Annotated in this window: 20 protein-coding genes, 1 tRNA gene and 1 pseudogene; 14 read left to right on the forward strand and 8 right to left on the reverse strand. The window is 55.7% G+C overall.

Going from position 1 to position 21,926, the window contains the following annotated elements:
• Positions 1–115 precede the first annotated feature (115 nt).
• Entirely contained in the window at positions 116–592 is a 477-nt protein-coding gene (locus H6F46_RS18390) for a cupin domain-containing protein (RefSeq protein ID WP_190356200.1), read from the reverse strand.
• Positions 593–779: 187 nt separating this feature from the next.
• Between H6F46_RS18390 and H6F46_RS18395 the strand changes: the two genes are divergently transcribed.
• The 4 genes from H6F46_RS18395 to H6F46_RS18410 all read left to right on the forward strand — a co-directional run bounded on the left by H6F46_RS18395 (position 780) and on the right by H6F46_RS18410 (position 4,429).
• Entirely contained in the window at positions 780–1,712 is a 933-nt protein-coding gene (locus H6F46_RS18395; RefSeq protein ID WP_190356201.1) for a lipid kinase, read from the forward strand.
• Positions 1,713–1,787: 75 nt separating this feature from the next.
• Complete coding sequence (locus H6F46_RS18400; RefSeq protein WP_190356202.1) at positions 1,788–2,444, forward strand: HAD-IA family hydrolase; 657 nt, start codon at positions 1,788–1,790, stop codon at positions 2,442–2,444.
• A 68-nt stretch (positions 2,445–2,512) separates the two neighbouring features.
• Positions 2,513–3,427, forward strand: coding sequence for a homoserine kinase (gene thrB / locus H6F46_RS18405; RefSeq protein WP_099534880.1), 915 nt, complete (start codon positions 2,513–2,515; stop codon positions 3,425–3,427).
• 63 nt (positions 3,428–3,490) lie between these two features.
• Positions 3,491–4,429 (forward strand): ribokinase, encoded by a 939-nt coding sequence (locus H6F46_RS18410; protein ID WP_190356203.1) that lies wholly within the window; start codon positions 3,491–3,493, stop codon positions 4,427–4,429.
• Positions 4,430–4,691: 262 nt separating this feature from the next.
• On the opposite strand, the pseudogene H6F46_RS19450 reads toward H6F46_RS18410, so the two are convergent.
• Positions 4,692–5,063, reverse strand: a pseudogene (locus tag H6F46_RS19450) (Fur family transcriptional regulator); the annotation flags it as partial.
• A 257-nt stretch (positions 5,064–5,320) separates the two neighbouring features.
• On the opposite strand from H6F46_RS19450, the gene purS reads away from it, so the two are divergent.
• From purS to H6F46_RS18430, 3 genes are all read left to right on the forward strand, one after another.
• Positions 5,321–5,575: a phosphoribosylformylglycinamidine synthase subunit PurS gene (purS, locus tag H6F46_RS19650; protein WP_099534877.1), complete on the forward strand. Its 255-nt coding sequence runs from the start codon at positions 5,321–5,323 to the stop codon at positions 5,573–5,575.
• Positions 5,576–5,599: 24 nt separating this feature from the next.
• Positions 5,600–6,475 carry a 4-hydroxybenzoate solanesyltransferase gene (locus H6F46_RS18425; protein WP_190356205.1) on the forward strand — a complete coding sequence of 292 codons (876 nt, stop codon included), beginning with the start codon at positions 5,600–5,602 and terminating at the stop codon, positions 6,473–6,475.
• A 337-nt stretch (positions 6,476–6,812) separates the two neighbouring features.
• The gene (locus tag H6F46_RS18430; protein ID WP_190356206.1) at positions 6,813–7,376 is read left to right on the forward strand and encodes a hypothetical protein; all 564 of its coding nucleotides are present in this window, start codon (positions 6,813–6,815) and stop codon (positions 7,374–7,376) included.
• Between the two features lie 12 nt (positions 7,377–7,388).
• Here H6F46_RS18430 and crtD read toward each other — a convergent pair whose 3' ends face one another.
• Entirely contained in the window at positions 7,389–8,942 is a 1,554-nt protein-coding gene (crtD, locus tag H6F46_RS18435; RefSeq protein ID WP_190356207.1) for a C-3',4' desaturase CrtD, read from the reverse strand.
• 209 nt (positions 8,943–9,151) lie between these two features.
• On the opposite strand from crtD, the gene H6F46_RS18440 reads away from it, so the two are divergent.
• From H6F46_RS18440 to H6F46_RS18455, 4 genes are all read left to right on the forward strand, one after another.
• Positions 9,152–9,775 carry a hypothetical protein gene (locus tag H6F46_RS18440; protein ID WP_190356208.1) on the forward strand — a complete coding sequence of 208 codons (624 nt, stop codon included), beginning with the start codon at positions 9,152–9,154 and terminating at the stop codon, positions 9,773–9,775.
• 8 nt (positions 9,776–9,783) lie between these two features.
• Entirely contained in the window at positions 9,784–10,362 is a 579-nt protein-coding gene (locus tag H6F46_RS18445; RefSeq protein ID WP_199291663.1) for a Uma2 family endonuclease, read from the forward strand.
• A 68-nt stretch (positions 10,363–10,430) separates the two neighbouring features.
• Entirely contained in the window at positions 10,431–11,660 is a 1,230-nt protein-coding gene (locus H6F46_RS18450; RefSeq protein WP_190356209.1) for an ATP-binding cassette domain-containing protein, read from the forward strand.
• 12 nt (positions 11,661–11,672) lie between these two features.
• Positions 11,673–12,791: an endonuclease NucS gene (locus tag H6F46_RS18455; protein WP_190356210.1), complete on the forward strand. Its 1,119-nt coding sequence runs from the start codon at positions 11,673–11,675 to the stop codon at positions 12,789–12,791.
• 48 nt (positions 12,792–12,839) lie between these two features.
• Here H6F46_RS18455 and H6F46_RS18460 read toward each other — a convergent pair whose 3' ends face one another.
• The 3 genes from H6F46_RS18460 to H6F46_RS18470 all read right to left on the reverse strand — a co-directional run bounded on the left by H6F46_RS18460 (position 12,840) and on the right by H6F46_RS18470 (position 19,353).
• Positions 12,840–13,457 (reverse strand): ribonuclease HII, encoded by a 618-nt coding sequence (locus H6F46_RS18460; protein WP_190356217.1) that lies wholly within the window; start codon positions 13,455–13,457, stop codon positions 12,840–12,842.
• An 82-nt stretch (positions 13,458–13,539) separates the two neighbouring features.
• Positions 13,540–15,618: an Rne/Rng family ribonuclease gene (locus H6F46_RS18465; RefSeq protein ID WP_190356211.1), complete on the reverse strand. Its 2,079-nt coding sequence runs from the start codon at positions 15,616–15,618 to the stop codon at positions 13,540–13,542.
• 1,059 nt (positions 15,619–16,677) lie between these two features.
• The gene (locus H6F46_RS18470; protein ID WP_190356212.1) at positions 16,678–19,353 is read right to left on the reverse strand and encodes a TIGR03960 family B12-binding radical SAM protein; all 2,676 of its coding nucleotides are present in this window, start codon (positions 19,351–19,353) and stop codon (positions 16,678–16,680) included.
• A gap of 267 nt (positions 19,354–19,620) precedes the next feature.
• On the opposite strand from H6F46_RS18470, the gene H6F46_RS18475 reads away from it, so the two are divergent.
• Complete coding sequence (locus H6F46_RS18475) at positions 19,621–19,815, forward strand: hypothetical protein (protein ID WP_099534869.1); 195 nt, start codon at positions 19,621–19,623, stop codon at positions 19,813–19,815.
• 345 nt (positions 19,816–20,160) lie between these two features.
• Here H6F46_RS18475 and H6F46_RS18480 read toward each other — a convergent pair whose 3' ends face one another.
• Positions 20,161–20,658, reverse strand: a complete 498-nt coding sequence (locus H6F46_RS18480) for a hypothetical protein (RefSeq protein ID WP_190356213.1) — start codon at positions 20,656–20,658, stop codon at positions 20,161–20,163.
• Between the two features lie 135 nt (positions 20,659–20,793).
• Between H6F46_RS18480 and H6F46_RS18485 the strand changes: the two genes are divergently transcribed.
• Positions 20,794–20,865: transfer RNA gene (locus H6F46_RS18485), tRNA-Val, on the forward strand.
• A gap of 409 nt (positions 20,866–21,274) precedes the next feature.
• Entirely contained in the window at positions 21,275–21,400 is a 126-nt protein-coding gene (locus H6F46_RS19655; RefSeq protein WP_255509030.1) for a hypothetical protein, read from the forward strand.
• Here H6F46_RS19655 and H6F46_RS18490 read toward each other — a convergent pair.
• Positions 21,397–21,618 (reverse strand): hypothetical protein, encoded by a 222-nt coding sequence (locus H6F46_RS18490; RefSeq protein WP_099534867.1) that lies wholly within the window; start codon positions 21,616–21,618, stop codon positions 21,397–21,399. The two genes, H6F46_RS19655 and H6F46_RS18490, sit on opposite strands and share 4 nt — an antisense overlap.
• Between the last annotated feature and the right edge of the window lie 308 nt (positions 21,619–21,926).

The following is a 21,926-nucleotide window of genomic DNA, read 5'->3' on the forward strand; positions in this document are numbered from 1 at the left end:
TGAGAATAGGTTTGACGATTTGAGAGAATGAGCGTAACATTGGTGTATTACTTTTTGATTGTTTGGGGTAAGAATTACATCTTCTTACCCCTTTTTTATAACCTGAATCTGTCATTCAACACTTCTGGGGTTGACCATCTCGATGATAGATAGCCCAAGAGCCATCTACTTGTTGACAAGCTTTTAAATCATCGTTCGGATAGGTCACTTCATCGCCCGCCGTGCGATCGCCCACTTCCAAATAAACTGCATCTTCAGGCGATCGATTGATCAGTTGGTGAGCAATGCCAGTTCCCGCCTTGAAGCCATAGCAATCACCGGAATGCAACTCAAATTCCCGATCGCCCACAATGAGGGTGAGCGTTCCCACCAAAACAAAAATAAATTCATCTTGTTTAGAGTGACAATGGGCGAGAGCCGACGCGGAACCGGGCGCAAGTTCGGTTAAATTCACCCCAAAGTTTGACAATTGAAAGTAATCGCCCAATTTTCGCTTTAATCGACCCTTAACCACCACGTCATAGGGTGATGGATAGATGGTTTGGCCACGCTGAGCGGGCACATTGTTGGCCGTAATCGGGTTAGGTTCCATGGAGTTGCTGGGCGCGATCGCGCAAGGGATGTGAATCGATCGATTCTCCAGTTTTAGCCTAGGAGTTTAGCGGCCCTTGCTTCACAAAAAATGCCCCATCGCGATCGCCCTGTCCAAACAGTGGGGGCAGCAATGGCACAATAGAAACCGTTAGAAACCGTTTTCCTTTTTAGATCGCGGGTGCATTATGGACTCCGTTGCTCCTCAGCGGGCCTTGCTGCTAGTGAATTCCAAATCGCGCCGAGGGCGGCAACTGCTCGGCCGGGCGATCGCCATTTTGGATGAAATGGGGTTCGAGCTAATTTTTCGCAGCACCAAGCGATCGAGCGATTTTCGCGATCTGATTCGGCAATATGCCAGCCGGATCGATTGTGTGATTATTGGCGGCGGTGACGGAACCCTGAATGCGGCCCTGCCAGCCTTGATCGAAACCCGGTTGCCCCTCGGCATTTTGCCCCTGGGAACTGCCAACGACCTGGCACGCACGTTGGCAATTCCGGCGGACTTGAAACAGGCCTGCGCAGTGGTGGCCCAAGGGGTAACCAAGGCGATCGATGTGGGGCAAGTGAACGATCGCTATTTTTTCAATGTGGCCAGCCTGGGGTTAAGTGTCAGCATCACTCGCCAATTGAGCGGTGAAATCAAAAAGCGATGGGGTGTGTTTGCCTACGCGATCACTGCAATCCAAGCCCTTTGGAAATCGCGTCCTTTTACCGCAAAAATTGAAGTGAATGGTGAACTGCTGACGGTCAAAACGGTGCAAATTGCGGTGGGCAATGGTCGCTATTATGGTGGCGGCTTAAGCGTGGCTTGGGATGCTTCCATTGATGATCAACGGTTAGATTTATACAGCCTGGAAATTGCCCATTGGTGGCAAATGTTGCCGCTTTTGCCTGCAATGCACGCCGGTCGTCTCAATGATTGTGTGAATGTGCGGACGATCGAGGCCACATCCCTAAAAATCATTACCAGTCGCCCCAAGTCCATCAACACTGATGGGGAACTATCAACCACCACGCCCGCTGAATTTCGAGTGCTGCCCGCTCAACTGAATGTTTTTGTGCCAGCGGCGCGATCGAACAGCGTCCAATCGAACAATACTCAATCAAACAATACTTAATCAAACAACACTCAATTAAATAATACTCAATCGAACAATTTAGAATGAGAATTCATCCAAAATATTGTGCAGCTCATGAATCAAAAAAACTATCCTCAAGTGATTTTTCTCGATGCTGTGGGCACGCTATTTGGCGTGGCGGAAAGTGTGGGTCAGCAATATGCCCAAATGGCGAATCAACTCTTTGGGTTGCAACTCGATGATCAAGCCTTAAATCAAGCCTTTTATGATTGCTTTAAGGCGGCGGATCCTTGTGTTTTTCCAGGGGTTGATCGCGATCAATTACCCCACCTGGAATATCAATGGTGGGAAAGTCTGGCAGAACAAACGTTTACGCAAGCGGGATTATTTTCCGAAATTCCGGATTTCGCAGACTATTTCGCAGCGCTTTACGATCGCTTTGCCACGGCGGCCCCTTGGTATGTGTATCCGGAAGTGCATGACACCTTGGCTAATTGGCAGCGGTTGGGCATTGAACTGGGGATTCTCTCAAATTTTGATACGCGGCTTTATCGCGTGTTGGATGTGTTGGATTTGACGCGCTATTTCAAGAGCTTCACCCTCTCGACGGAGGTGGGAGCCGCCAAGCCCGATCGCGCCGTGTTTGTTGCGGCCCTGGCCCAGCATGGCTGTGAACCGGCGGCCGCTTGGCACATTGGCGACAGCTTGGAGGATGACTACCAAGGGGCCACAGCGGCGGGGCTGCGGGCCCTGTGGCTAAACCGGCTGTAAAGTGTAGTGGCTCTGGGCGCGATCGACCGCAGCCGCGATCGCCGCCCGCCGATTGCCATTCTTTAGCCATGACCTCCTTGAACGCCGTTACCGTCACCGTTCCTGCCACCACCGCCAACTTGGGCCCCGGCTTCGACTGTTTGGGGGCTTCGTTGGCGTTGTACAACGAATTTCGCTTCACCCGAATTGAGTCGGGCTTAGAAATTATTCCCACCGGCACGGAGGCGGATCGCGTCTCGCGGGATGAAACCAACCTGGTTTATCGCTCCTACGCCAAGGTGTTTGAACTGGCGCAGGAAACGCCTTACCCGGTGCGGATTGAGATTGGCTTGGGTGTGCCCTTGGCCCGGGGATTGGGCAGCTCGGCCACGGCGATCGCGGCGGGCATTGCCGGAGCAAACTATTTGTTAGGGGGGGCGCTGTCGCCGGCCCAGGTGTTGGCCCTGGCGATCGAAACGGAAGGCCATCCCGATAACATCGTGCCGGCCCTGTTGGGGGGCTGTCGTTTGGCGGCCGATCGCGAAGGGATTTGGACCCAATGCGAAGTGCCTTGGCATTCCTCGATTCAACCGGTGATCGCAGTTCCCAACTTTGAGCTATCCACCGAAGCGGCTCGCAGCGTGTTGCCCCCCAGCTATTCTCGGGCCGATGCCATTTTCAATGCGGCTCACTTAGGCCTCTTGTTGCGGGGCATCAACGAAGGGCGGGGCGATTGGCTGACCACTGCCATGCAGGATCGGATTCACCAACCCTATCGCATGACCCTGATTCCCGGCTTTGAGGCGGTACGGCAGGCGGCGATCGAGGCGGGAGCCTATGAGTTGGTGATTAGCGGAGCGGGCCCAACCCTGCTGGCCTTGGCCCACCGAGACAAGGCGGCGGCCGTGGGTGAAGCCATGCAAGCGGCTTGGACAGCAACGGGCATTGGAGCTGTGGCGGGGCCGGTGGAGTTGGATGTGTATGGAACCCGAGTCCAGCCGTAAACTGGCCCCAAATCTGGGGAATTCGCCCACGGGAGTTCCCTGTTATCGATCGGGGGGCAGACTATGGCACAGGTTTGGGTTTTGGGCAGCATTAATGCCGATCGCACGGTGGCGGTGACCAAGTTGCCACAACCGGGAGAAACGGTCTTGGCTGGGGCGATCGGGGAGGCCAGCGGCGGCAAAGGGGCGAATCAGGCCGTTGCGGCGGCTAAGTTGGGAGCGGCCACGGCTCTGATTGGCCGCGTGGGTGAAGACGCGATCGGGGAAATCCTGTTGCAAGATCTGCAAACCAGCGGCGTTGATGTCAGCCGGGTGGCGATCGACTCCTTGGCTCCCACGGGCCAGGCCTGGATTGCAGTGGATGGCCTGGGCCAAAACCAAATTATCGTGCTGCCCGGGGCTAACCAGGCGGTGGGCGGTGCTGAGGTTGATCGCCTCCAGCGCTCCTTGGGCAGTGCGCCGCGCCCGATCTCCCTGTTATTGCAACTGGAAGTACCCTTGGCGGTCGTGGTGGCTGCGGCCCAAGCGGGTCAAGCGGCCGGGGCGATCGTTCTTTTGGATCCGGCCCCGGCTCCCGAGCACCTCCCCCCGGAACTTTGGGCCGCGATCGATTGGATCACTCCCAACGCCACGGAAGCGGCCCAACTGGTGGGCTTCCCGGTGCAAACCCCCGAGGATGCGGCCCGCGCGGCCACCAGGCTCCAGGAGTTGGGAGCCAAGGGGGCCATTGTGACCCTGGGCGAGCAAGGGGCTTGGGTGGCTGGGCCGACGGATTGTTTTTGGCAACCGGCCTTCCCGGTCAGGGCGATCGACTCTGTGGCGGCAGGTGATGGGTTTAATGGAGCGCTGGCGGCGGCGTTGGTGGCGGGACAACCCCTCTCGGTAGCCGTGCGACGAGCAGCGGCGGCGGGCGCACTCACAGCCACCCGATCGGGGGCCCAATCTGCCCTACCCAACGCTGGAGAGCTGACGGCTTTTCTGGCCCAAAACGCATCGAACTAATTCCGACTGTGCCCAAAGGTAAAAGCCCTTTTTCGGGATCCGCTCAACCTCCCGCTGAGCTGGCCCCCAGATCGAAGCGATCGCCCAAAGAACTGAGTTGCACCGAGCTAGATGAGTCTGCCAAGGAAGTGGGATGGCAGGCACAATCCACCTTAGGCAAGTTTGGTTCTGGGTGACTTTCTGGGTGACCTTCTGGGTGATTCTCTTGGTGATTGGTGCGATCGCCATGACCCCGATCGCCCGTTCCCTCATCCCGCGCACTACAGCGATCGCACAGGCCGTAAAACTCCAACGTGTGATAAAACACCCGAAACCGGTGCTCCATGCTCAATCGCTGGGTCAAATCCTGCACGGGACATTCATGAATCGGTTGCGATCGCCCACATTGGATACAGTTCAAGTGGTGGCGATCTTTCTTGATAAAACTGTAGAGCGATTCACCGCTGGCCAGCATTCGCACCTGCACCGCCCCGTTCAGCTTCAGGGTTTCCAGGGCCCGATAAACCGTGGCCAGCCCCATGCCTTGCCCCACGTCGCGCAGTTTGATGTAGAGCGCTTGGGCAGAAATTTCGCCTTCAATGGTTTGCAGCACCTGCAAAACACGCTCTTGGTTTCGGGTCAGGGGTCGTTTCATGGCGATCTCAGACCCCGAAGAATGCTGGCTCGATCGGGGTGGTTCTTTTCCTATTCAATCAGGTTTTTCAGCCGGTTCCTGGCGGAATCTGGCTCCCGAGGGAACTCCCGCAGCCTGGCTGCTGGAACCGGCCCCCCTCGCTTTAAGATAGTGTCTTGATCGTTGGATTGCCGTGGTTGCTCAATCCCAACCCAAAAGTTAGCATCACCCTTGGTTCCCCCAGCTCGATCGTCGCCATCCCAGAGGTTTCTAGCCCCGTGAGTACCCAGCAATATCGCGCCAAAATCCACGTTACCCTGCGTCCCTCTGTGCTCGATCCGGCCGGTGTGGCGGTGCAGTCGGGCCTGAAGCAGTTGGGCTATGAAGGGGTGGATTCTGTCCGCATTGGCAAATACATTGAGCTGACCGTGGCGGCGACGGATCCAGAAGCGGCCCGCAGCCAAGTGGATGAAATGTGCGATCGCCTGTTGGCCAACCCCACCATCGAAAACTACTCGATCGAAATTGCCTAAACGCACCCATCCCCACATTCACCCATGGGCAACCTTCAGCAAACAGGGCGGGCGATCGTGCGGTTGCTGCGCTGGGACAAACCGGCGGGGCGGCTGATTCTGCTGATTCCGGCCCTGTGGGCCCTGGTGTTGGCCAGTGATGGCCGGCCCCATCCCCTGTTGGTGCTGGTGGTGGTGGTGGGCACAATCACCACTAGCGCTGCCGGTTGCGTGGTGAATGACCTGTGGGATCGCAACATTGACCCCAAGGTGGAACGCACCAAACAACGGCCCCTGGCCGCCCGATCGCTCTCGGTGAAAGTGGGCGTGGGGGTGATGCTGGTGGCGGCCCTTTGTGCGGCCGGGCTGTTGCCCTTTTTGAATGGCTTGAGCGTGCTGCTTTCTGTGGCGGCTGTGCCGGTGATTGCGCTCTATCCTGCGGCCAAGCGGGTGTTTCCGGTTCCGCAATTGGTGCTGGCGATCGCCTGGGGGTTTGCGGTGCTAATTCCTTGGAGCGCGGCGATCGACCCGCCCAGTTTGGACTTGCCGGCCTGGTTACTGTGGGGAGCGGTGGTGCTCTGGACGCTGGGCTTTGATACGGTTTATGCCCTGGCCGATCGGGAGGACGATCGCCGGTTGGGCATCCACTCCAGCGCCCTCTTCTTTGGCGATTTGGCTCCCCAGGCGATCGGGGCGTTCTATGCGGGTACGGCGCTGCTGTTGGCCTACACGGCTTTGGCCCTGGAGCTAAACATTGGTTTTTGGCTCACCCTATTCGGGGCGATCGGTCTTTGGGTTCAGCAATATCTGCGCCTGAGCGATCGGCAACTGTCCCGCGCGGCCTACGGCAAAATGTTTGCGGAAAACGTGACGATCGGCTTTGTGCTCCTGGCCGGAATGCTGGTCGGCTGCTGGTTTTAGCGCCCATTTCTATATAGCCCGCACCAACTATTTTAGTAGAAAGTAAAGATCTGGCAGACCGGGTGAATGTTGATATTGCACCCATTGCTAAGCTCAGAAATTCGCTTTTACGTCGCCCCGCAAGCACTCTTGGCTTAGTGTTTAGTAGAACAGGATTTACTGATCCATCTCGACATTTATCATATTTTTCATTACCTCAAACTATTCTGTTGTGGAGTGGAGTGGAGATCCAGTATGCACTGGAACGAGAGTCGATCTGTGAGCTGCTAGTCCTGAAGTATCGCGTGTGTGTGGAAGACGGTTTACCTGCCTACGATATTCGGGAGAGGGATATTCCATGAAAACCTATATTGTTTGCGAAGGACGAACTGAGGTTCAATTACTGAAGAAAGTACTACCATTAGAATCAATCAAAAATGTTGAGATTGTAGAAGGCGGTGGGCTATATGCTCTTAAGTCTCTAGCTCTCTCTTTAATTGTGCGCCGCCAGTCTCCTGTAGCGGTCGTGGTTGATTCAAATTCGATAGTACCTAAGCAAATTCAGCAACGAGTGGAAGAGATTGGAGATCTCCTCAAAAGTCTTGCTGTCAACACACCTGTTAAGGTTATTACATCAATTCCAACTTTTGAAGCCATCTTTTTCCATGATGTTTCTATATTGACGCGCTTGCTAGGTTATATAGCTACACCAGATTCACTGAATCAGTCGATTTATCAGCCTGGGCAAGTCTTGGCTCAGTTGTTTTCTCAATCCAAAGATATAAAGAATATTGCTCAGTTGATCGATAATTTGACTGAGCAAGATATTACGACTTTGCGTAAAGCTAAGGTGATTCAAGAACTAATGGAGTTTCTTCAATCGGTTCAGGTCACTGATGAAGTTTTGGAGCGATCGCCCTAGCTAGAATCTGCATCAAAACCCGGCGGCAGTCATTTGGCGGACGGTGGTGAGGGCGGAATAGCTCGTACCCGCTGTGCCTTCGCCCGGATGGGTCGAGTCGCCCACCAGCCAGAGACCCGGAACCGGCGTGCGATTGCCGATCGCGAAAGGGCCAAAGGTCGAAACGCGCATTCCCAAACCGCCCACGTAACCAAATTTGCGACCCGTGAAGTCTTCAAAGGTGCGGGGGGTGGCGGCTTCGCAATGGACGATCGCCCCCGGATCGAGCTGGAAATAACGGCCGAGTTTGCCGATCGCCTCTTCCGTGTAGCGGGTTTTTAGGGCTTCGTACTCGGCGCGATCGCGGCAACGATACCAGGGCTGCGGATCGACAAAGGAGGACGCGGTGATCGTCGCCATGCCGGCCGGGGCGCGTCCATCGCCCTCGCGGCTGACGGACACAAACAGCGAATTGTTTTCACCCACGGGGCCATCCCAGTCGTAGAGGAATTGCAGGTGGGGCGGACAGTCGGCGGGCAGGGCGGCGCGATCGACCCCCAAGTAGACCACGAACGCGCCCGAGGGTTCCGGCAGTTTTTCGGCGCGCGATCGATAGAAATCCGTGGTCAGGCGATCGAACCAGGGGCGATCGCTCGGCCAATCCACCATCTCAATTAAGTTCTGGATCGGCACATTGGCCACCACCGCCGCCGCCGGTTCCACCCAAGTCTCATCAGTTTTCAGGTTCCGCACCATCACGCCCGTGGTTTGCCCATGTTCGGTGATGATCCGCTCGACCCGATGGCGCATCTGGAGCTGGCCGCCATCCCGGGTTAACGATTCCAACAGGCGATCGCTCAACACCTGCATACTGCCCTCCAAGTGGTACAGCCCAAAGGGTTCCTGGGACAGCCCCAGCGCCGTCGCCGCATAAAGCAGCGCCGTTTCGTCCGCCCCCACCTGGGAATAGAGTTTCAGTTGCATATCCAAAAAGGTTTTCAAGCGGCGATCGCCTGCCAAGCCCAGCCGCTGCAACAGGTCGCCCACCGTCGAAAAGGCGTGGGGAGCCGTCAGCAAAGTGCTGGGTTTCACCGCCTTCAGCAGTTGCACCACATCCCAAGCATTGCCGGGCGGCAACACCGGATCGCCCGCCTGAAACTCCCAGCTATAGCGAAACAAATCTGCTAGCAGCCGCCAAAAGGGTTCGCTACCGGGAAATTGCCGAGATCGTTCCGCCCGCCAGCGATCGGGGTCGCGCCACACGGAAATCGGCTCCGTTTCCCCCGGCAAAAACACCGCGCAAGCCGGATCGCAGGGCGTGGCGGCCGGTAACTCGATGCCCAATTCGCCAAAAATCCGGTGATGGATGCCGCCCGGCTCCAACCCCGCCACCTGGGTCGCGCCCACCTCAAAGGTAAAGCCCCGCCGCCGAAAGGTGGATGCACAGCCCCCCGGCACGATCGCCAGGTCAAACACCTTGACCGATCGCCCTCGCCGCGCCAGCAGGGCCGCCGTGGTCAGTCCGCCAATTCCCGCCCCAATCACCACGATCGGGCGGTTTGCAGCGGTTGCGGTGGGTTGGGTCATAGGACAGGGCGCCGAGGATGAGTTGCAAGATTTGTAAACTTTTGTAAATTATCACTCATCTCCGAGCCGATCGTCAGCGAATGCCATAATCGGGATTACCCAGCACTATCCTCAGTCACCGTGCAAGGCTTGGGTGGGGTTAGGATTGTTCTAGTACGCCCGAATTTGCCAACTCCCCAGCAAAATTGCGGACAGCCAGCCTCCCAAAAATGGCCTACAGCAAGTTTTCTCTTAAAACCGTCAAGGAAACATTTGGCATCACTTTAATTGAAGATCAATCACTCTTTGATCTCAGCCAAATTCCATCCGTGACCATTAGCCCTTATTTGGAATTAACCCTGGCCGAAGGGACTTCAATGGCCCTCGCAATTAATACAGAAAAGTCCCGATCGGAATGGATTATTGCACCCATTTTGACGGAAGTTCGCAAGCAGGTTCATGCCCAAATTAGCCTGTTTTCGGGACGGAGTTTCACAGTCGATCGCAAGCGGGGTCTATATGGTCAGTGTGACTACCTGTTGAGCCTGAGTCCTGAGCAACTTTATATCGCAGCACCCGCGATCGCCGTTGTGGAAGCCAAAAAAGAAGACATTGTGGCAGGTTTGGGTCAATGCATTGCCACCATGTACGCCGCTTGGTTATTTAATGAGCGAGAAAATCGCCCTTTACCTTGGATTTATGGAGCCGTGACAACGGGCACGACTTGGAAGTTTTTGAAATTGCGCGATCGCACGGTCTATATCGATCGAGATGAATATTACTTTAAGGAAATCCAAACCATCTTAGGAATTTTCCAAGTGATCTTGAAAATTATCGACCATCCAGAGGAGTAAATACCATCATGCTAGCGATTGAACAGCGCTACTCATTAGCTGAATATCGATCGCTTGAGGAAAGATCGGAACAGCGCCACGAATATGCCAATGGATTAGTCTGGGAAATGCCGGGCGGATCGATTAATCACAGCCGGATTGCAACGGAGATTTGCAGTCTATTAATTAGCCAACTGGATCAAACCCAATTTGAGGTTTTTAACAGCGATCTACGGCTCTGGATTCCTACTTATCAACGGGGAACCTATCCCGATGTGATGGTGATTGCTGGGCCGCCGCAACGGCATGACGATCGGGATGATGAGGTACTGAATCCTTGTTTCTTGGTTGAGGTTCTGTCGCCTTCTACGGAACTATTCGATCGCGATGACAAGTTTCGATTTTATCGATCGATTCCTGAGTTTGCGGAATATCTGTTGGTTCGGCAAGATGAACCCTTCATCACCCATTTTTGGAAGTTGGATGACTCACACTGGCAATTTTGCGACTATTGCGATCGAACCCAAGCGATCGCCCTCAAAACCTTGCCCGCCACCCTGCCGATCGCCCAAATTTATCGCCGCGTCGTGTTTCGCGAATCCAAATAACCCCAAATAACCAATCCCCACAGACCAATCCATATAATGGTCGAGACCTGCGCTCTAGTTGAATTGCCGTGGCTCGTGTCGTTTTAGATAACGTCTACAAAAGCTATCCGCCCCGCGATCGCGCGCCCGGTGGCAGTCCCACGGCCGTGCTGCGGCGGATTAGCCTGACGATCGAGGACGGTGAATTTTTGGTGCTGGTGGGGCCCTCCGGTTGCGGCAAAAGCACCCTGCTGCGATCGATTGCCGGACTGGAAGCCGTGACGGGCGGCGAAATTTGGGTGGGCGATCGGCGCGTCGATCCATTGCCCCCGAAGGCGCGGGACGTGGCTATGGTGTTCCAAAGCTATGCGCTCTATCCACACCTGAATGTCTATGACAACATCGCCTTTGGGTTGCGGCGGCTGCATCCCCCGCCAGCGGAGGGATGGCAAAAATGGGAACCCTTGGCGGTGGGGCTGACGCGGCGACTGCCGGCCCCCTTGCGGTACGAGTCAGCCCAAGAGCGGGAAATTGGGCAGCGGGTGCGCGAAGTGGCCACCATGTTGCAAATTGACCATCTGCTCGATCGCCTGCCCAAGGAATTGTCCGGCGGCCAAAAGCAGCGGGTGGCCCTGGGCCGGGCGATCGCTCGAAACCCGCAGGTATTTTTGATGGATGAGCCGCTGAGTAATTTGGATGCCAAGTTGCGCACGGAGACCCGATCGCAAATTGTGCAGCTCCAACGCAAGCTGAAAACCACCACGGTTTATGTCACCCATGACCAGGTGGAAGCGATGACCATGGGCGATCGAATTGCGGTGCTCAATGGTGGGCAAATTCAGCAAATTGCGCCACCCTTGGAACTCTATCACCAGCCGGCCAACCGATTTGTGGCGGAGTTTATCGGCTCGCCCACCATGAATTTTTTGCCCGTGTGGGTAAAACGGCCGGCCCTGCTGACCAATGGCGAATTTCGGATGACCCTGCCGGAAATTTGGGACAAAACCCTAGAACCCTACGACGGCCGAGCGCTATGGCTGGGGGTACGTCCAGAACACTTGAGCGATGGTTTGCCTGCGCCCAAAAATTTACCGGTGCGCGTGTTGCAAGTGGAGGCGCTGGGGTCGGAAACCTACGCGCTGGTGGAACCGATCGACCGGGGATTAGTGCGCACTTTGGAAGAGGCCCCGGCCAAACCGTTGCAAGTGCGCCTGCCGCCCGATCGCCCGATCGCCCTGGGTGATGAATTGTGGCTGTCGATTCCCAGCGAGCAACTCTACCTATTCGACCCCAGCACCGGCACGGCTCTGTATCCCTAGGCGCAACGAGCAATGTTGATTGAAAAAGACGGTCAATGGCAATTTGAAAGTGAAGCCACTTTTGAAAGACTCCTTTGGCAAAACCTCGAAGAATGGCTAAATTTTCAGCCCCTCGCCCGTCAACTCAGAATGTGCGGCGAGCCTTGTGACATCATTGCCAGGAGTCCCAAGGGGAAGCCCGTTATTTTAGAACTTAAAAATGAAGAAGATCGCTATGTTGTCCAGCAACTCACGCGCTACTATCACAACTTTCTAGAGGAGCGTCCTGATTTACCCGATCTTGATACATCTAAGTCACCCCGATTGGTTGCGATCACCCCATCTCTCCATCGACACAATTTCATCGATCGGCTATACCATCGCCTCACTGTCGAATTGTGGACATTCCACATTCGGAAACAGCACGATCAATTTCTGTTGGAGTTGGTGTCTTGGGAGACTCCTGATGCAAAATCAACGATTAAAACTATTGATCTAACACCTCATATTCAAATTCCGACAATAGCGGAACCTGATCCACAGAGTCAGCTTGATAAAAATTGGAAATCGATTCTATCGAAGCGCTCGCAGCTTGATCAAAAAAACCTCTTGGCAATTCGTGATTACATCCTAAGCTTCAGCCCAAAACTAGGAGAAGTCGTTACACCTAGCACAGCAACCTACGGTCAAATGCGGAGTAAAACAAGTCTCTGTGAGTCAGAGGAAAGGCTTTTAGCCCGATTTGAGCAGCTTTCCCTAGATAAGGCTCCTAGGCTTTTTCTATATCTACCAAGCATTGTCAAGTTATCTTTTAACACCGTTAAGGTTGAAGTTCTCTTGCAAAAAAGCGATTTAGGATATTCCCTTAGTTCTTCAATTCAGACTTTAAGAATGCCCAATAGATGCAATAAATGGCATATTCATATGATGATGCGAAGTACAGCAGAACAAGCGAAATCCTATGGATATGAAGTAACGCTCACAGGATATTTGAACTTCTATCAATCTGTTTATGAAAAGAAGTTCTGGAATCCACACTGGGATGATCAATTTTCTTCACTAGAAGATTTGCTTGATCTGGCGATTTTGGATTGGCAACGGCGACAGGACAAATTGACTGCAAAACGTCGTCCTTCGCCCAGTGCAGAGTGAGGGACGAAAAATCATTAGATTGCGTGGATTGACGATGCTAGAAGAACCCTAACCCGGGACTCCGTTGAGATTTAGGGTCAATTGACAGGGGGCGAAAGAACGTCGATGGAGCGGCGTGGGGCCAAGGGTTTGTAAGGCGGCCCGATGGGCCGCCGTGCCATAGCCCTTGTTGGCAGCTAGGTCATAGCCCGAATATTGCGCCGCGCAGTCAATGATCTGTTGATCGCGGTGAACTTTCGCCAAAATACTGGCAGCGGCGATCGCGATCGATTGTCGATCGCCCTGAATGAGCGTTTCTTGGGGGCAAAACAAGTTGGGAATGGGTCGATTGCCGTCCACCAAGCAGCGATCGGGTCGCGGGTGCAATTGCTCCAGGGCCCGCCGCATGGCCAGGAACGTGGCTTGCAAAATGTTGAGTTGATCAATTTCGGCCACGGAAGCTTCCGCGATCGCCCAGGCCACCGCCCGATCGCGAATGGGTTCCACCAGAGCTTGACGCTGGCGAGCCGACAGTTGCTTGCTATCCCGCACGCCCAAAGCCCGCAAGTCGCTCTCTGCCTCGGCCGTTAAAATCACCGCCGCTGCCACCACGGGCCCAAAAAGTGCGCCGCGGCCCACCTCATCCACCCCCGCAGTCCAAGGGGATTGAGCCGGAGCCGGAACCATGGAGTCGGCCAGGGAGCGATCGGGCAGCAATTCCGTCACGATCGCCCCATCCCTAGACCGCACCGCTTTACTCCCCATGGGGCTAAGCGCGAGTGCTCGATCGACGACGACGGCGGCGCGGCCGGCCGTTGGCATCCCCACCGGGCGTGACGGACACGATTTCCGGCAAGCCACTGGGCGGCTCTTCGGCCCCATTCCCATTAGAAACATTCAAAGGCAGAGATTCCGTGGGAACCAGTTCCGCCGCGATCGGGGCTGGATCGTTCCCTTCGGCCGGCTCGATCGAGTCCACCACCGGTTGCGGAGCCGGAACGGGCGGAGCCGTTTGACCCGGTAACAGCACCGAGACGATCGCGCTTTCCGGGTTTTCCGGCTGTCGATCGCTCAACAGCAGCGGCGATACTCCCATCCAGGCATAAACTTCCTGCTCCTCCGAAGTCATGGTCACGGCCACCACTTCCCGGGGTTCCGCAGTCCGAGCACCGCGCCCTCGGCTCCGTTCCGGTCGGCCATTGCGGCCTTGGGCGGCCGGGGCGGGGCTGGGTTGGGCAGCGGCGGCCACCGTGGGCGGCTCCAACGGTGCTTCATCCACCTCGGGTTCTGCCGCCACCGGCAAACTGGCCGCCCCGCGCCGACCCACCGGCTCATCGTTCCCTCCGCGACGGCGACGGCGACGGCGGCTGTTGCTGCCATTCAGGGACTCTTGATAGTTGGGATGGTTGCTCAGATCCAAATCCTGCAAGTTAGGCAAGGGATCTTCCAAGCTGGGGAGGCTGGCGATCGCAGCGGCCGGGGGGAGTTCGCGCGATCGGGAAACCGAGCGCCGACTGCCAACACTCGATCGACTCTTTTGCAGCATCGGAATACTGCGGCGATCGCCACTTTCTACATTGGGCAACAGGCTCACCGGTTCCGCATCGTCCGCCTCATCGGGTAGGTGGGCCAAAATGCCCAGGCCGCCACAGGTGGGGCAAGCACGGCCAAACAACTCATAGATGTTTTGGCCCTGACGTTTCCGGGTGAGTTCCACCAAGCCCAACTCGGAAAGCTGAGCAATTTGGGGCCGGGCCTTGTCGGACTTCAGCGCTTTGCTGAAATGTTCCAACACTTGCAGGCGATCGCGGTGGGATTCCATATCAATGAAGTCCACCACAATTACCCCCGCCAAATTTCGCAGGCGTAACTGACGGGCAATTTCCGTGGCCGCCTCGCAGTTCGTCCAAAGCACCGTTTCGCGGGCCGTGGCCGATCGGGTGAAGGAACCGGAGTTCACATCAATCACCGTCAGGGCTTCGGTCGGTTCAATGATGATGTAGCCACCGGAAGGCAAATCCACACGCGGCTTCAGGGCCTCGCGAATCGCCGCATTCACCCGGAAATATTCCAGAATTGACGATCGCTCCCGGTGATGGTCGATCGACACGCCCGGTAAGGTTTTGCTGCCCGCCCAGAGGGTCACCTGCTGCTTAATTCGCTTCATGCCCGAGTGGGAATCCACCACCACTCGGTTCACTTCTTGGGTATAGGCCTCCCGCAACACCCGTTGAATAAAGTCATCGTCCCGTTCCAGCAGGGCCGGCGCACGGGTCGAAGCCGCCTCCTGTTGAATCGATTCCCAACGGCGTTGCAGGGCTTCAAGATCTTCCATGATCGCCTCTTCGGCCACGCCCTCGGCCTCCGTGCGCACCAATAGCCCCATGCCCGCTGGCTTGATCAAAATGGCCAAGGCCCGCAGTCGGTGGCGCTCGTTCTCGCGCTCAATCCGCCGGGACAGGTTCACCCCCGACCCAAAGGGCATCAGCACCAAATAGCGACCGGGCAAACTGACTTTGCCGGTTAACCGAGGGCCCTTGTTACCCGTCGGTTCTTTCATCACCTGCACCAAGACTTTTTGCTGCGGCGCGAGGAGTTCAGTAATCGAACCAGCGGTTTTGCGCAACCGCAGCGGGCCCAAGTCGGAAACGTGAATGAACCCGTTGCGTTCGGAATCCCCAATGTTGACGAAGGCCGCGTCAATGCCGGGCAGCACGTTCTCCACCACCCCGAGGTAAATGTCGCCCACCTGGTGACTGCCGGTGGCCACGATCAGTTCTTGAACGCGATCTTCGCTAAAAACGGCAGCAATGCGGTGCTGTTCGGCGATGATAATTTGTTTGGGCATGCAGATTCCTCTGGGAATTCACGGGCGATCGCCACATGCGGTCTACTGCACCGCCGAGAGGATGCAGGGGGCGACCGTCGCCGGGGATAAGACAGTAATTAATCGAAGGCTCGCTGACCAACCGCTTCATGCAGGTTCGATCGAGAAAAGCAAACAGGGTGTGCGGCTGCATCCATCAAGGAGCAGCACAGCATCGATTGATTTCTCGGTTCAATCGAGCAGCTAGAAATACCGGAGACATTCACCTCGACCGGGGAATTGCCCAGAAGCAGAAGTCAAGACTGAGGCAAACTGCGCAGGGCCAAACCAACGAACAAACTCGCGATCAATCAAGAAGACCCCGGTATGGGGCTTTGATCGAGACTTGACCCAAAAGGGTTGCGACTGAATGGCGATCGACAACTTGATCCAGACACAATTCGATCAAAGCACGTTGGATTTGTTGGCCTGTTAAAAACCCCCTATCCAGCACAGCTTGAGCAACTCTCACTCAGTCTGGAACCGGTGACTTGTTAACAGGGATTGGCCAAAGCAGATGTTACGAGCTTAACCCTGCATCTTGCGGGTTTCCTACATCATCGAGAGCAAGTTTGGCTCTGAGGTGTGGTTGCCCGCAAAGAGTTAGATTCGTGGGCGGCATTCAATCGCCGAGGCAATTCCTGAGGATTGGCGGTGGCTCGGGATATTTTCGCTGCTGCACAGGCGCTCGATCGAGGACGGGCACTAAGCGCGTTCTGGGTAAATGCCTGGCTCGATTGATTTTGAAGGCGATCGGCTGCTGAGGCTTTGTCTTTGGTGGTGTCGCGCACCGGGACAATTGCCTAGCAGTCATCTCCAGTGTAGCAGGTGGCTAGCACAGAACTGGGGGGTTCACTAGAATCATGCGACTCTTCTCGCAAATTGTTACGAATTGCAATGATTTGCGAGGCTTGTTCACGGTTCACGGTAACAGCGTGCAGCGGCAACCCAGGAATGCAGCCACCAATGGACGATCGCCTCTACCTAACCACGCCTACCTAACCACGCCTCAGTTACCCGATCAATTAATTGCCCGATCAATTAGTTGCTAATTGCCAAATCAATTGCCAACTCGGGAGATGCAACCGATCGCACTGCGGCCGCCAACAGCAGTTGCAACCGGTGCGATCGCACCAAACTGATGTCTTGGCCCGTGGCTTGCTCCAGCAACCACACCAAATGCTCGGGCCGCAGTTGTTGCCCATCGTTGCGGCAGAGGCCCCGGAATCGCAGGGTGGCGGATTCGCCCGTGGGTGGCTCGGTGGGGTCAATCAGTTGCACCTGATCTAGCCAATCGCGCAGGTTCACTTGGGTGGTTTTGCCGGATTTGGTGGTTTTTTCCCAGAGCCATTCGGGGCGATCGAGCACAACAGCCAAGGCGGCGGCCCAATCGATCGCCCCGCCATCGGTGGCAGTGACGGTGATTTCGTATTCCGCGCGATCGAGCAGTTGGTTCGCCGCCGGATCTTTTAGGGGCACTTCCTCGATCGCCAGCAGGGGCAAATCCACCGGCAATTGGGCCGCCAAAGCGGCCTGGATCTGCGCCAGGGGCCAGAGATCTGTGAGTTCTAGATCGAGAATTTCTCCCTCACTGGTCACGCCCAAGGAGAGGGCATGGGCCGGCACAATCCGGGGTGAGGGATGGAAACCGCCCGTGTAGGACACCGGAATTGCTGCCCGACGCACGGCTCGATCGAGCAGGCGCATCAAATCCAAATGACTGAGCAGGGCCATTTCGCCCCGCTTGGCAAACCGCAGCCGCACCCGCTGGGCCCGGGTTTGATTGGGCTTGAAGTGGCCCTGGAACTGCGGAATCACAGGCGGCGGCACTACCACGTTATTGCCAAAGTCATAGCCACAAACCCCGCAATGGGAACAGCCCTCAAAGGAGCAGTCGGGAACTGTGGCCGCTTCGAGGGCCCGTTGCAGATCCTCTTTCAGCCATTTTTTGTCCACGCCGCTGTCCAGGTGATCCCAAGGCAAGGGGCGATCGAGCAGGGCGGCCGGGTCGATCGCCTCCGGTGCGGCCGATTCTCCTTCTTCAAAGGCGTTCCACTCACCCGCTTCCACTTGGCGATATTTCCAATGCAGGCCGGCTTCCTCGATCGCCTGTTGCCAAGCCCCAAAGGCGCGATCGAGGCTTTCCCACCAGGAATCCATCCCCGCGCCCAACTCCCAAGCCCGGCGCACCACCGGCCCCAACCGGCGATCGCCCCGGCCCACAAAATCCTCCATGGCCGAGATCCGCACATCGGTGAAATTCGCCTTCAGGCCACGAATCGTCCGAAATTCCTGGCGTAAGAGATCCTGTTTACGCAAAAACTCCGCCGTTGAAACCGTGTGCCACTGGAACGGCGTGTGGGGCTTGGGCGTGAAGTTCGAGATCGTCAGAGTGAACTGAATCCGCTTGCGACCGCGCGCGCCGCACTCCCGCTGGAGCCAACGGACGGTTTCCGCAATCCCCAACACATCCGCATCGGTTTCCCCGGGTAGCCCAATCATGAAATAGAGCTTGATTTTGTCCCAACCCTGTTCCCAGGCGGTTTTTACGCCCCGCAGCAGTTCCTCATTGGTCAAGCCCTTATTAATGATGTCCCGCAGGCGCTGGGTTCCCGCTTCCGGGGCAAAGGTCAAGCTGCTTTGGCGCGTGCCGCCAAGAATGTTGGCGATGTTTTGGTCGAAGCGATCAACCCGTTGGCTGGGCAATGACAGGGTAATATTTTCGCCCTGGAGCCGGTTTTTAATCTCCAGTCCCACGGCCGGCAGGGCCAAATAATCGGAGCAACTGAGGGACAGCAACGAAAACTCGTTAAAGCCCGTGGCCCGCATCCCGTCGGCCACCGCGTCAATCACTTCTTCGGGGTCTACGTCGCGGGCCGGGCGGGTCAACATGCCCGGTTGGCAAAACCGACAGCCCCTTGTGCAGCCCCGGCGAATTTCTACGGTTAGGCGATCGTGCACTGTTTCCACATAGGGAACCAGCCCGATCGAGTAGTGGGGCATGGGGGTGGCTACCCGCCGCAGCACCCGGGCCGGCACATCGGGCCGAGCGGGGTGCACTGACCCATCGGCCGCCATCTCGTAAAACTGGGGCACATAGACCCCCGGCACTTGGGCTAAGTCCAGCAAAATTTCCTGGCGACTGAGGCCCGCGTCTTTGCCCTCTTGGATCACGAGGCCAATTTCCGGCAACAGCTCTTCACCATCACCCAGGGCCACAAAATCAAAAAAGTCCGCGTAGGGTTCCGGGTTGGAGGTGGCCGTTTGCCCGCCCGCGAAGATCAAGGGACAGTCGGCGATCGGGCGATCGGCGCGATCAGCCCAGGTCAGGGGCAACCCGGCCAAAGCCAACATTTCCAGAATGTTGGTGGCCCCCAGCTCGTAGCTGAGACTAAAGCCCAAGATGTCGTAATCACTCAGGGGGCGGCGACTTTCAACGGCAAACAGGGGCGTTTGGCTGGCTCGCAGCTTGTCGGCCAAGTCCTGGGCGGGTAAATAGGCGCGATCGCACAGTTGGCGCGGCTGGGCGTTGATGATGTTGTAGAGGATCACATGGCCCAGGTTCGACGCGCCCACCTCATAAATTTCCGGGTAGGTCAGCACCCAACGCACCGTGGCCGACTCCCAGGGCTTGTGGACAGATCCCAGTTCGTTCCCCAGGTAGCGGGCAGGACGATTAATCTCAGTCGTGATCAGTTGGTCTACAGCAACGGTCACAGGCATTCTCCAGTGGACTCAGTTCGATCGTACCGAGCAAACTTCCGAATTCGGCAAAATCCAGCCAAACTCAATCCGGACAAAACAGTGGCACAGCGATCAATTCCAAGGAAGTCGCTTGTTGAATAGGCTAATTTCAATCGTCAGTGGGCATCCGTGCGATGGTGATAAAGATCACGCAGACAAAAGCGGCGCGATCGCATCAGCTCCCGCACCAACAACCGACAATACCCATAGCCAACTGTTCGTAATTAACAGGAGCTGACCGTGAAAGCAACCCATGCAATCCGGCGGTTGGTGGAAAAGGCCCTCTATCTCCGCCAACTGACTCCCGATATCGAGAACGAGATCAATTATGAGTTAACCCGCCAGGGTTATGTTTCAGATGCGGATTATGAAGCGCTGGAACTTCTCATGAGCGAGATGGATGAAGGTCGCATCCAACTGGTTCCGAGCGTTTAGTCAAAAGCTTGATGCCTAAATCTTAAGCTCCTCTTAAGCTTCATGGCAACTACCTGATCAAAACTTTCTGATCGAATCCCTGATCAAACCGATCAGCCGAATTGGCCTGATCCAATCGATCGAGATCCAGTCAATCCAGCCCCACGGATTCCGATCAAATAGACTTTCAATTCAGTCAATTCAGTTGAGTCAGGGGTCTTAGTCCACAGATCCCGATCGCAAGCTTCGGTCAAAGTCTTTGAGCCAAAAAGTCCTTGATCAGAGATCTTGATCGAAAATCGCTGCGGCACGACTCAGCACCCTTGGGCCCGATCGCCCCTTGTTCAACACCTCAGCGAGGGTTAATCAACGGACTTCCGGGATCCCACTGATCCGCATCGGTGGGAGCTTGCGGGCGAACAGTAGTCGCACAAATTTTTGGAAAACCATGCGGCCCGCCGCCGGTTCAATGTTGGGCAAGCAATGGGGCTTCAGGGCCAGCAAGTTCAGCAGTTCCAAATCGAATGCCGCCCGGAACAGGGCACTCGGCAACACCAAGTCCACAGCATATTCTTCCGAATAGATCGTTTGGGGACGATCGCTAGCTTCCCGGGCTAGTTGATCAGCGTATTCCGCCAGCACGATCGGTCGCACCCAGGTGGTTTGACGTTCCAAATTTTGGTCGATCGCCTCCGCCAACAATTGCCACCGATCGTGCTCCAAACAGAGCACCGGCCTTGCAGTCAGGGACGGGGTTGGTGAGTTCCCGGAATCATCCACCGTTGGCCCAGGTTCCGATTCAATCTCGATCGCGGGGTTAATCAACGGCGCAGCGGGCAAAGCGGGCAATGGCAAACCATCCATCGGAGCCAGACAGAATCAATCAGAAAGGACAATTTTGCAATCTCAGCGATCTAAACCGTAGCAAAATTCCAAATCTCTGGTATATTGTTATCCGGTCAGCGGTCGAAGCGCCTGACAACGACTCAAACCCCTTAGGGGCGGTTAGCTCAGCGGTAGAGCTCCTGCCTTACAAGCAGGCTGTCATAGGTTCAAATCCTATACCGCCCATTTTTTGAAACGGTCACTCAGGCCACTCTTTCTCATTCACCCGCTAGCACCAGCTTGCTAGCATCAACTTGTGATCGTCGAGACGGCTAGCGCCAGTCAGTCATATCCCTAATTGGATTTTGCTAATTGGGTTTTGGCTTTTGGCTTTGGCTTTTGGCTTCAGAGTCTCACGCTCAAGCTTTGTGCCGGTGCTTGCTTGCAGTCACATGGTTGAGCCGTCCATCGTTGGGGCATTTCGCTGATGGGCGGCTGGTCGGGAATTTTGATTGCGTCATATCCCATTCGGCTAAGCCAAGTGAATGCTGAGCCAGATTAAGTTTTTGCCAGTTGCTGCCAAACTCAGTTTTCGCCAGATTTACAGACTACTCTGAGCGCTGCTCTGAGCAATCCTCTGGCAGGTTAGAAATGATTGATTAAGCGATCATTGAGCGATCGCTGTGCCGACTGTTCGGCTGTTCGATTGCTGAGCATGTGGCTGGGGTTGAGCCTGTGCCTGGTGATGGATTCAGGGGCCACGATCGAGCCAGCCACCTAAGCCACTGAGCGCCCGTTGGCCAAATCGCGAATTAGGGAGACTTTGGCTTGCAGGTAGCCATCCAGCTCGGCCCGATCGCTGCGATCGATTCCGGGGCAACCGGTCATGAGGCGATCGGCCAAAAAGTTCACCAAACCGTCATCATCCAAGGCCAAGAGGGTGCTGGTTTGGATCGATTCAACCACCGACCACAGTTGCCGCATCAGTAGAGGTTTCATGAGAGACCCTCCTTAAGGTTTTCTTTATGTTGATAAGATAACCGCCATAGCCACCAACAGCAGGGAATGATACAAGACGATAGCTGTTGCGCGAGGTCATGCAACAAATCGATTCACAGCGTTACACTTGGCTCGATCTTGCCCTGATCTCCCTGACACCCCAATTTTGGCTCAGACCCTGACTGGCTCTGGAATTGCGGTCAATTTGTCAGTAGTCAATTCTTAAAATTCCCGCCTAAAACGCAACAATTGCCGTTAATAATCAAAAATTAATAATGAGTAATTTCGGCGACCATAATTTTGCTCGT

This window comes from Limnothrix sp. FACHB-1083 (assembly GCF_014696485.1).
Lineage (GTDB): Bacteria > Cyanobacteriota > Cyanobacteriia > CACIAM-69d > CACIAM-69d > CACIAM-69d.